Genomic DNA, 10830 nt, shown 5'->3' with positions numbered 1-10830 from the left:
CCGCCCTCCCATACGGCACCCCCGACACCCCCCGCCTCGCCGTACGCGGCGAAGCCCGCCTAGAGGTCGACCCCGAAATCGCCCGCATCACCGTCACCGTCAGCGCCCGCGGCACCGACCGCAAAGCCGCCCTCACCGACCTCACCCGCCGCAACGAACAAGCCCTCACCCTCATCAAGAGCTACGGCGACGCCATCGAAAAACTGGAAACCGGCACCTTCAGCCTCACCCCCCAACTCACCGAAAAGGGCCGCCACGAACGCATCCGCGCCTACCACGGACGCGTCACCCACACCGCCACCCTCAACGACTTCACCACCCTCGGCGAACTCACCACCCGCCTCGCCGACCTCGACCTCACCCGCGTCGACGGCCCCTGGTGGGCCCTGCGCCCCGACTCACCCGCCCACCGCAACGCCCGCACCCAAGCCGTCCGCGAAGCCGTCCAGCGCGCCCGCGAATACGCCGAAGCCCTCGGCGCCCGCCTCGACGCCATCGTCGAAATCGCCGACCTCGGCGCCGAGAACACCACCCCCATGGCAGCCCCCGCCATGCGCGCCTTCGCCGGCTACGGCGGCGCCGCCGTCCAGGAATCCACCCCCGCCCTCGACCTCGAACCGGAGCGCCAAACCGTCTACGCCAACGTCAACGCACGCTTTACGATGACCCGTCCCGCACTGTGAGACCGAGCCGCGCGAGGGCGATATTCTGCTCATCGGAGCGCCTTCGCGCGCATTCCATTACTTGTCAACAGCCTTTCACCAAGCGCTCGTTGAGCAGTCACTTCTTTACAGTTCCCTACCGCCCGGTAAGTCATAGAGTCGAAACATGCGCCGAGCAAAGATCGTCTGCACACTAGGACCCGCCACCGACTCGTACGAGCAGATCAAAGGCCTCGTCGACGCCGGAATGGACATCGCCCGCTTCAACCTGAGCCACGGCACCTACGCCGACCACGAGGCGCGATTCGACCGGGTCCGCAAAGCATCCGAAGAAACCCGCCGCAGCGTCGGCATCCTCGCCGACCTTCAAGGTCCGAAGATTCGCCTCGGCCGATTCCGCGAAGGCCCCGTACTTCTCGAACGCGACGACGAGTTCACCATCACCGTCGAGCCGTCCACCGAAGGCGACCGCCACATCTGCGGCACCACCTACGACGGCCTCGCCGCCGACGTCACCACCGGCGAACACATCCTCGTCGACGACGGCAAAGTCACCCTCGAAGTCATCGACGTCGACGGCCCCCGCGTCCGCACCAAGGTCATCGAAGGCGGCATGGTCTCCGACCACAAAGGCCTCAACCTTCCCGGCGTCGCCGTATCCGTCCCCGCCCTCTCCGAAAAGGACCAGGACGACCTCCGCTGGGCCCTGCGCTACGGCGCCGACATCATCGCCCTCTCCTTCGTCCGCAGCGGCCGCGACATCGAAGACGTCCACCGCATCATGCGCGAAGAAAACCGCTTCCTCCCCGTCATCGCCAAGGTCGAAAAGCCCCAGGCCGTCGACAACATCAACGACATCGTCGCCGCCTTCGACGGCATCATGGTCGCCCGCGGCGACCTCGGCGTCGAAATGCCCCTCGAAACCGTCCCGATCGTCCAAAAGCGCGCCATCAAACTCGCCAAGCGCAACGCCAAACCGGTCATCGTCGCCACCCAGATGCTCGACTCGATGATCGACAACTCCCGTCCCACCCGCGCCGAAGCCTCCGACGTCGCCAACGCCGTCATCGACGGCACCGACGCCGTCATGCTCTCCGGCGAAACCAGCGTCGGGAAGTACCCCACCGAAACGGTCAAGACGATGAGCCGCATCGTCGAAGCCGCCGAGGAAGACCTCCTCGCCAAGGGCCTCCCGCCGCTCACCGAAGCCAACAAGCCCCGCACCCAGGGTGGCGCCGTCGCCCGCGCCGCCGCCGACATGGGCGACTTCCTCGGCGCCAAATTCCTCGTCGCCTTCACCCAGTCCGGCGACACCGTCCGCCGCCTCTCCCGCTACCGCTCACCCATCCCGCTCCTGGCCTTCACCCCCGACCCGGCCACCCGCTCCCAGCTCAACGTCAGCTGGGGCGTGGAGACCTTCCTCGGCCCGACCGTCAACTCCACCGACGAGATGGTCGCCCAGGTCGACGAACAGCTGCTCAAGATCGGCCGCTGCCAGAAGGGCGACGTCGTCATCATCACCGCCGGCTCCCCACCCGGCGTCCCCGGCTCCACCAACCTCGTCCGCGTCCACCACATCGGCGAGGACGACACCCCGAAGTAGCCCCACCCGCACCGCGATCCCGCTGGGCCGAGGTCCTGACTGCCGTCCCTGTCAGTACTTCGGCCCGATGTGTTGGTCCATGAGGGCCACGGAGTCGCGTTTGGCGACGGAGATGTTCTGCGCGGTGCGCGACTGACGCGCGGGCTTCCACTCGACGCCGACCTTGTCGAGGGTGTCCGTGTAGAGCCGCAGGATGTCGGTGGACATGTTGGTGAAGAAGTACCGGGGATATTCGTAGCGCCTACGTTTCCCGGCGACCATCCGTGTCGTCCAGTTGGTGATCCGGCAGCCGTCGGAGTGGATGAGTCCGCGGATGAACTCCCACGGGTGAGCGTCCACGATCCGCTGCTGCCAGTCCTGGAGCACGATCGGCCGCTCATGCTTCTTCCCGGGGCCGTGCTGGGGGAACAGGCAGGGCCAGTGGTGGCTGTAACTCGTCACCATGACGCAGCCTTGGCGCTGGATCACGCACACGCTGTTCATGGGGCGGACGTCTTTGACTGCCTGGCGGCACGCTTCGATCAGCCCAGGCCACGCATCCGCACACGCGATGCGCAGCACGTACCCGCCGCGGTGTGGCTGGCTGCTGAGGCACCCGTCTCCCAGGTAGAGGCCGAGTAAGTACGCGTACTGCTGGGCCGCTTCCGGTGATCGCGGCACGGGCTCGCACCGCGGGCACTGCGCCGTACGGGAGATGGGCTCGATCCGGCTCTGCCAGGAGCGGAGCGCGTACCGGGATATCCCAGTTTGCTTGCTCACTGAGTTGAGGCTGCGGCCTTGGGCGACGAGGGTGAGGGCTCGCTCGCGCGTTTCGCGGTCGTACATGAAGGCGAGCTTGAGTGTCGCCGTACCTTCGCGAGGCGATTCGAAGGAATGTTCACCTGGGCGAGTGAAGATCGCCAACGGTCTGCATGCCTTGGAATCGAAGGTGAAGTGCCCCGGGTGGGACTCGAACCCACACTGAATACCTTTTGAGGGTATCGTCTCTGCCGATTGGACTACCGGAGCCCCTGCAATCCGAAGGATAGTGTAGCCCCTCCGTGACTCAAACATACAGGAGCTAGGTAGGCTCATGGGGCACCACCTGCCTGGAACGAGGAGTCCCGTGAGCGCCGCCGAGCCCGAGCAGCCCGTCGCTGATGATGATCAGTCGCACGTCCCGCCCCTGACCACGCGCGTCGTGATCGCCGAGGACGAGGCGCTCATCCGTCTTGATCTCAAAGAGATGCTGGAGGAAGAGGGCTACACCGTCGTCGGCGAGGCCGGGGACGGGCAGACCGCCGTCGAGCTGGCCCGGGAGCACCGTCCCGATCTGGTGATCCTGGACGTGAAGATGCCGGTTCTGGACGGCATCTCGGCGGCCGAGAAGATCGCCGAGGAGAGCATCGCCCCGGTGCTGATGCTGACCGCGTTCTCGCAGCGTGAGCTGGTGGAGCGGGCGCGGGACGCGGGTGCGATGGCGTATCTGGTGAAGCCGTTCTCGAAGAGTGACGTCGTTCCGGCGATCGAGATGGCGGTCAGCCGGTTCACCGAGCTGAAGACGCTGGAGAAGGAGGTCGAGGACCTCACGCAGCGGCTGGAGACGCGGAAGCTGGTGGACCGTGCGAAGAGCATTCTGCAGACGCAGTACGGGCTGACGGAGCCGGCCGCGTTCCGGTGGATCCAGAAGACGTCGATGGATCGTCGGCTGTCGATGCAGCAGGTTGCCGAGGCGGTCATCGAGGACGCCGAGGAGAAGAAGCAGCAGAAGGACCAGTAGCGTCCGGCAAGATCGTGAGCGGCCCCGTACCGGTGATCGGTGCGGGGCCGCTCGTGTGTTGCCGGGTGCGGGTGGTGTGCGGGTTCAGTCCTCGCCGAGGTAGGCCTTGCGGACGGACTCGTCGTGGAGGAGGGAGGGGCCGCTGCCGGAGAGGGCGATGCGGCCGATTTCCATGACGTGGGCCTGGTCGGCGAGGGAGAGGGCGGCCTGCGCGTTCTGTTCCACGAGCAGGATGGTGGTGCCCTGGGAGCGGAGTTCGCGGATGGTTGCCATGATTTTCTGCATCATGATCGGCGAGAGCCCCATGGAGGGTTCGTCGAGCATGAGGAGCTTCGGGCGGGACATCAGCGCCCGGCCCATGGCGAGCATTTGCTGTTCGCCGCCGGAGAGGGTGCCGGAGGCTTGTTTGCGGCGTTCGCCAAGGATGGGGAAGAGGTCGTAGACGTGCCGGATGTCGGCCTCGATGCCGGCGGCGTCCTTGCGGAGGAAGGCGCCGAGCTGGAGGTTCTCGGCGATGGTGAGGCGGGGGAAGATGTGCCGGCCTTCGGGGGAGTGGGCGAGGCCGAGGGAGACGATCTTGTGGGCGGGGACGCCGGTGAGCGGCCTGCCGTCGAAGACGATCTTTCCGGAGGTGGGCTTGAGCAGGCCCGAGAGGGTGCGGAGGGTGGTCGTCTTGCCGGCGCCGTTGGTGCCGATCAGGGTGACGGCCTGGCCCTCTTCGACGGAGAACGAGATGCCTTTGACGGCTTCGATCTTGCCGTAGGCGACCCGGAGGTCCTCGACCTCGAGCAGTGCGGTCACTGGGGTCCTCCCTCGGTGCTGGCGGAGTCCTCCGCGTCGGCAGGTGCCGGGTCGGCGGCGGCTTCCGCGGCGTGGGCTTCCGCGGCCTCGACCTCGGAGACTTCGGCTTCGCCGGGGTCGCCTTCGAAGGGTTCGCCGAGGTAGGCGGCGATGACCCGCTCGTCGGCCTGGACGACTTCGGAGGTGCCTTCGACGAGCTTTTCGCCCTGGACGAGGACGGCCACGCGGTCGCACAGGTTGAAGACGAAGCGCATGTCGTGCTCGATGAGGAGGACGGCGATGCCCTTGTCCCGGATGGCGAAGACCAACTCCTCGGTGGCCCGGGTCTCCTGGGGGTTCATACCGGCCGTCGGTTCGTCGAGCAGCAGCAGGCCCGGTTCGGAGGCGAGTGCCCGCGCGATCTCCAGCTTGCGTTGTTCGCCGTAGGGGAGGTTGCGGGCGAGGTGGTCGCGTTTGGCGGCGAGGCCGGTGAACTCCAGGAGTTCCATGGCGCGTTCCTCGGAGGTGCGTTCGGCCTTCTTGAAGCCGGGGCCGCGTAGCAGGGCCGACCAGAGTCCTTCTTTCGTGCGCGTGTGACGGCCCACGAGGACGTTTTCGAGGACGGTCATGTTGGCGAAGAGTCGGATGTTTTGGAAGGTGCGGGCGACACCGGCCTGGGTGACGAGGTGGGGTTTGCGGGAGAGGCGGGTGCCTTGGTAACTGACGGTGCCTTCGGTGGGGACGTAGAGACCGGTGAGGCAGTTGAAGAAGGTGGTTTTGCCGGCGCCGTTGGGGCCGATGAGGCCGACGATTTCGCCGGTGCCGACGGTGAGGTCGACGCCCCGTACGGCGGTGAGTCCGCCGAAGCGCATGGTGACGCCGGAGGCTTCGAGGACCGTATCGGTGCTGGTCGCGAGGGTGGGTGTGGTCATGGTGTCGTCACGCCTTTGCCTTGGTGACGCCGATGCTCGCGTCTCCGTCGGGGAGGCGCTGGTCGGGCACGTCGAGCTGGCCGGTCTCGTGGAATTCGAGTTGCTTCCTGCGGTCGGGGATGAGGCCTTCGGGCCGGAAGCGCATCAGCAGGACGAGGGCGATGCCGAAGAGCAGCAGCTGGTAGTCCTGGAGGAAGTCGAGTTTGGCCGGGATGAGGAAGAGGAGTGCTGCGCCGACGAGGGGTCCGCTGAGGGTTCCCATGCCGCCGAGGATGACGGCGGCGAGGAGGAAGGCGGAGTTGGGGGGCTGGGGGCCGGCGAACTGGAACTGTTCGGGGGTGGCGGTGGTGACGACGTGGGCGTGGACGGTGCCGGCGAGTCCGGCGAGGGCGGCGCCGAGGGCGAAGGCGAGGAGCCGGAGGCGGAAGCTGTTGATGCCCATGGCGATGGCGGCGGTTTCGTCTTCGCGGATGGCGATCCAGGCGCGGCCGATGCGGGAGGCGGCGGCGCGTCGGAAGACGAGCACGACGAAGGCGGTCACGAGGATCATCAGCAGGTAGTAGTTGCCGTAGGTGGCGATGGGGATGCCGAGGATGTCGTGGGGTTCGCCGAAGTTGAAGCCGAAGATTTCCAGGTTGGGGATGTTGGGGATGCCCATGGCGCCGTTGGTGACGTCGGGGCCGGTGGTGCCGTTGAGGTTGAGCATGGCGATGCGGAAGATCTCACCGAAGCCGAGGGTGACGATGGCGAGGTAGTCGCCGCGTAGCCGCAGGGTGGGGGCGCCGATGAGGACGCCGAAGACGAGGGAGGCGGCGGCTCCGGTGAGGAGGGCTGCCCAGAAGGGGAACTGGATGCCGAGGGCGGATTCGGCGGAGCCGGAGACGAGGGCTGCGGCGTAGGCGCCGACGCCGAGGAAGGCGACGTATCCGAGGTCGAGGAGGCCGGCGAGGCCGACGACGACGTTGAGGCCCAGGGCGACGGTGGCGAAGATCAGGATGTTGGCCCCGATGATCGTGTACTGGTCGGTGTCCTGGGTGAAGGGGAAGCTGGCGGCGGCGAGGAAGGCGGCGCAGAGGGCCGGGCCGCGGTGTTTGTGGGTGAGTTCGGTGAGTCGCTTGATGAGTCCTGCCCTGTTGAGGGCGGGGATGGCGAGCACCATGAAGAGGAGGTAGCCCACGAAGGGAGCGCCGTCGTCGGTGTCGATGCCGTAGGTGAAGGCGGAGAGTCCGGCGGCGAAGGCGCCCGCGATGATGAGGATTTCGGCCCAGGCGGGGAGTTCGCGGGTGCGGCGCTTGACGGGTGTGGCGGCGAGGGCTCCGGTGAAGCGTTGCCAGGCGCCGGTGGGTGGCTGGTCGGTGGTGTGGTCGGCGGGCAGTCCGAGGGCGCCGAGGAGGGTGACCAGTGAGGTGAGGCCGGCGAGGAAGCCGCCGGGTTCGAGGTTGACGAGGCCGCCGAGTTGGATCGCGATGGCGATCAGGGTGAACCAGGTGGCGGCGAAGGTGGCGAGGGCGGCGAGGAGTACGGAGGCGTTGCGGCCGCCGGGGGTGAGCCATTGCAGGCCGCGCAGGCCGAGTCCGGCGGTGGCGAGGAGGAGGGTGAGGATGCCGCCGACGAGGGTGACGATCTGCAGGCCGGCGGGGGATCCGTAGTAGGTGAGTTCGCCGGGGAAGTCGTTGCTCCAGGTCCAGGCGAGGCCGGTGGTGACGGCGGTGGCGAGGGCGCCTGCGGCGGTGGTGATGCGGGCGGTGCGTCCGGGGAGGGGGAGCACGCCCCGGGCGGTGTTCTTGGTGGTGTCTGTGGTCATCGCTATCACGCCCGATCCGCGACGCGTTCGCCCAGTAGGCCTTGTGGTCTCAGGAGGAGTACGAGGATGAGGAGGACGAAGGCCCAGACGTCCTTCCAGGCTCCGCCGCCGAATTGCTGCATGCCGGGGATCTCTTCGATGTAGGCGGTGGCGAGGGCTTCGGCGACGCCGAGGACGACGCCGCCGAGCATGGCGCCGTAGATGTTGCCGATACCGCCGAGCACGGCCGCGGTGAACGCCTTGAGGCCCATGATGAAGCCCATGCGGAACTGGACCTCGCCGGTGCGCAGTCCGTAGGCGACGGCGGCGACGCCGGCGAAGGCGGCGCCGATGGCGAAGGCGAGGACGATGATGCGGTCGGTGTTGATGCCCATGAGCTTGGCCGTGTCGGGGTCCTGGGCGGTGGCTTGCATGGCGCGGCCGCTGCGGGTCTTGGCGACGAAGAAGCCGAGGGCGATCATGCAGGCGGGGGCGGCGATGAGGACGAAGATGTCGCCGCGTTGGATGGTGGCGCCGAGGATCTCGAAGGAGTGGCCCTTGAACTGGGGGAAGACGCGGGCCTGTTTGCCGTCGGGGTACCACTTCCAGATGGCTTGCTGGAGGCCGATGGACAGTCCGATGGCGGTGATGAGGGGGGCGAGGCGTGGGGCGCCGCGCAGCGGGCGGTAGGCGAAACGTTCCGCTGCGATGCCGACGAGGACGGATACCGCGATGCCGCCGAGGAGCATGATCGGGAGGGCGAGGGCGAGTGAGGTGCCGGCCGGGAGGGCGAGGTAGACGCTGAGCGCTCCGAAGCCGCCGACCATGAAGATCTCGCCGTGGGCGAAGTTGATGAGCTGGACAATTCCGTAGACCATCGTGTAGCCGATCGCGATGAGTCCGTACATCGCGCCGAGGATGAGTCCATTGGCCAGCTGTTGCGGCAGTTCGTTCACCGCAGGGCCTCCGTTGTGTGGGAGTTACGAGATTCCGGGGTGCCGGTGTGCCACGGGCCGCGCCAGGGTCGTTTGTGGCGTCCTGGCGCGGCCCGCGGGTTGTCGGTGGGTGTCTCGTCGGTCGGTCAGCTCTTGTCGAACTTCTTGAATTCCGCGCTGAAGCGGGAGGCCCAGGCGCCCTTGTCGACCTGGTAGGCGGTGATCATGGTGTTGGTGGTGTCGCCGAATTTGTCGAAGGCGACGGGGCCGGTGACGCCGTCGAAGCTGACCTTGTTCATGGCGTCGGAGACCTTCTTGCGGGCGTCGTCGGGCAGCTTGCCGCCGTTGTCGTCGACGACGGCCTTGACGGCCTGGATGAGGGCCCAGGCGGCGTCGTAGGTGGAGCCGCCGTAGGCCTCGTAGGCCTCCTTGAAGCCGGCTGCCTTGTAGTCGGCGATGAACTTCTTGGCGGAGGGGAGTTCTTCGACGGGCTTGCCGACGGAGGAGGCGTAGTCGCCCTGTGCCTTCTTGTTCAGCTTGATGTAGTCGCCGCTGTACATGCCGTCGCCGCCCATGAGGGGAACGGTGACGCCGCCGTCCTTGAGCTGCTGGCTGAGGGGGCCGGAGGCGGGGTATTCGCCGCCGTAGAAGACCAGGTCGGGCTTGGCGGACTTGACCTTGGAGACGACGGCCTTGAAGTCGCGGTCGTCGGGGCTGACGTGTTCGGTGCCGACGATCTTGCCGCCGAGCTTGGTGAACTGGTCCTTGAAGGAGGAGGCCAGGCCGACGCCGTAGGTCTTCTGGTCGTCGATGACGTAGGCCTTCTTGGTCTTCAGCTTTTCGTAGGCGTACTGGCCGTCGAAGGCGCCCTGCACCTCGTCGGTGGTGGCGGTGCGGAAGTACGTGGGGAACTGGCGGACGCGCTTGTTCTTGCGCCAGTCGGGGCCCTGGGTGAGGTCGGGCGTGGTGTTCGCCGGGGATATCAGGGTGAGGTTGTTCTGCTTGGAGACCTGCTGCATGGACTGGGCGACGCCCGAGTTGAGCGGGCCGACGATGCCGAGGACGTCCTTGTTGCCGGCGAGCTTGGTGGTGTTCTGCTGGCCGACGTTGGGCAGGGCCTTGTCGTCGTGGGCTTCGAGTTTGAAGGTGACGCCCTTGACTTCGCCGGCTTTGTTGGCGTTGTCGACGGCGAGCTGGGCGGAATTGCGGATTCCCAGACCCAGGGCGGAGAGCTCCCCTGTGGTGGGGGCGTCGAGGCCGATGACGACGGTGGTCTTCCCGTCGCCGCTCTTGTTGTCGGCGCCGCGTGAGCCGCACGCGGAGAGCGTGAGGGCACCGGTGGCGACTGCGGTGGTGAGGATGAGCAAGGAACGGTGACGCACGAGCAGTCCTTTCCCTGGCGCGGCCACAGCTGTCGCATGGCCGATTCGCGCGCCGGGCTGTACGGGGAGCACGGGTGTCCGTTCTCACAGCGCGCCCGGCGGCGCGGTGACTGGCGGTGACTCTAGAGCGGTGTTCGTCGCGTCGGCAGAGGCGCTGACCAGGATGTGACGCTCTTGTTATGACCGTCGATGAGTGTTTTGCCGTTATGGTCCTTACCGCTGGGGAGCGAACGCGGTGCGGAGGGCGAACTTGCACTTCCACGGGCAGTTGGGGCAGGCGGGGGCAGGGAGGCGTCCGGTTATCGGACGGGGCGGGCGCGGGGGAGCCGGGGCCCGTGCGGGGCCTGGGGCGTGGGGTGGGTGCGGGATTGCACGGACGTTACGCAGCGTTACGGACATGCGTACGGCCCCGCTCCCGGGGGCCGGGTGCGGGGCCGTAATGGCGGGGCGGCGAGGCGCCGTCCCGGGTGGGTCAGCCGCGGTAGGCGTCGGCGTCGATCTCGCGCAGCATGCAGGTCAGCCGGGCGGTGCAGACGCGCTTGTCGTGTTCGTCGGTGATGACGATTTCGTAGGTGGCGGTGGAGCGGCCGCGGTGTACGGGGGTGGCGACGCCGGTGACCAGGCCGGAGCGGGCACTGCGGTGGTGGGTGCAGTTGAGGTCGACGCCGACGGCGAGCTTGGTGGGGCCGCCGTGCAGCATGGAGCCGACGGAGCCGAGAGTTTCGGCCAGGACGGCGGAGGCGCCGCCGTGCAGGAGTCCGTAGGGCTGGGTGTTGCCCTCGACGGGCATGGTGCCGACGACGCGGTCGGGCGCGGCCTCGGTGACCTGGACGCTCATCCGCTCGCCGAGGTGTCCGGCGGAGAAGAGGGCGGGCAGGTCGAGGCCGAGGCCGGCCCACTGGTCGAGGATCTCCTGCGGAAACTTTGTGGTGCTGTGCTCACCCATGCCTACGGCTCCGTTCGCTCGCCCGTGATCGTCGTCGATCCGTGCCTG

10 protein-coding genes and 1 tRNA gene are annotated in these 10830 nt (G+C 67.5%); 3 read left to right on the top strand and 8 right to left on the bottom strand.

The window, feature by feature from the left end; genetic code table 11:
- Together DY245_RS30155 and pyk are read left to right on the top strand one after the other, a co-directional pair.
- Nucleotides 1–683: SIMPL domain-containing protein (locus DY245_RS30155; RefSeq protein WP_128510366.1), on the top strand; the 683-nt coding region annotated here is incomplete at its 5' end.
- A 145-nt stretch (nt 684–828) separates the two neighbouring features.
- Complete coding sequence (gene pyk / locus DY245_RS30150; RefSeq protein ID WP_128510365.1) at nt 829–2265, top strand: pyruvate kinase; 1437 nt, start codon at nt 829–831, stop codon at nt 2263–2265.
- A gap of 51 nt (nt 2266–2316) precedes the next feature.
- On the opposite strand, the gene DY245_RS30145 is transcribed toward pyk, so the two are convergent.
- Together DY245_RS30145 and DY245_RS30140 are read right to left on the bottom strand one after the other, a co-directional pair.
- A complete protein-coding gene (locus DY245_RS30145) occupies nt 2317–3090 on the bottom strand; it encodes a helix-turn-helix domain containing protein (protein ID WP_128510364.1) in 774 nt (257 codons plus the stop codon).
- A 109-nt stretch (nt 3091–3199) separates the two neighbouring features.
- Nucleotides 3200–3273, bottom strand: a tRNA-Leu gene (locus DY245_RS30140).
- Nucleotides 3274–3370: 97 nt separating this feature from the next.
- Between DY245_RS30140 and DY245_RS30135 the strand changes: the two genes are divergently transcribed.
- Nucleotides 3371–4024: an ANTAR domain-containing response regulator gene (locus tag DY245_RS30135; protein ID WP_128510363.1), complete on the top strand. Its 654-nt coding sequence runs from the start codon at nt 3371–3373 to the stop codon at nt 4022–4024.
- 84 nt (nt 4025–4108) lie between these two features.
- Here DY245_RS30135 and DY245_RS30130 read toward each other — a convergent pair whose 3' ends face one another.
- From DY245_RS30130 to DY245_RS30105, 6 genes are all read right to left on the bottom strand, one after another.
- Complete coding sequence (locus DY245_RS30130) at nt 4109–4825, bottom strand: ABC transporter ATP-binding protein (protein WP_128510362.1); 717 nt, start codon at nt 4823–4825, stop codon at nt 4109–4111.
- Nucleotides 4822–5736, bottom strand: a complete 915-nt coding sequence (locus tag DY245_RS30125) for an ABC transporter ATP-binding protein (protein WP_128510361.1) — start codon at nt 5734–5736, stop codon at nt 4822–4824. The genes DY245_RS30130 and DY245_RS30125 overlap by 4 nt, the downstream gene beginning before the upstream one ends.
- A gap of 7 nt (nt 5737–5743) precedes the next feature.
- On the bottom strand, nt 5744–7540 hold the full coding sequence (locus DY245_RS30120; RefSeq protein WP_128510360.1) for a branched-chain amino acid ABC transporter permease: 1797 nt from the start codon (nt 7538–7540) through the stop codon (nt 5744–5746).
- A 5-nt stretch (nt 7541–7545) separates the two neighbouring features.
- The gene (locus DY245_RS30115) at nt 7546–8475 is read right to left on the bottom strand and encodes a branched-chain amino acid ABC transporter permease (RefSeq protein ID WP_128510359.1); all 930 of its coding nucleotides are present in this window, start codon (nt 8473–8475) and stop codon (nt 7546–7548) included.
- 125 nt (nt 8476–8600) lie between these two features.
- On the bottom strand, nt 8601–9821 hold the full coding sequence (locus DY245_RS30110) for a branched-chain amino acid ABC transporter substrate-binding protein (protein ID WP_128510369.1): 1221 nt from the start codon (nt 9819–9821) through the stop codon (nt 8601–8603).
- Nucleotides 9822–10308: 487 nt separating this feature from the next.
- On the bottom strand, nt 10309–10782 hold the full coding sequence (locus DY245_RS30105) for a PaaI family thioesterase (protein ID WP_128510358.1): 474 nt from the start codon (nt 10780–10782) through the stop codon (nt 10309–10311).
- Nucleotides 10783–10830: the final 48 nt, after the last annotated feature.

The sequence above is a fragment of the Streptomyces inhibens genome, assembly GCF_003389455.1.
GTDB classification, from domain to species: Bacteria; Actinomycetota; Actinomycetes; order Streptomycetales; family Streptomycetaceae; genus Streptomyces; species Streptomyces inhibens.
The sequence above is the reverse complement of the archived record's forward strand: the minus strand, read 5'-3'. Positions and strand labels throughout refer to the sequence as shown.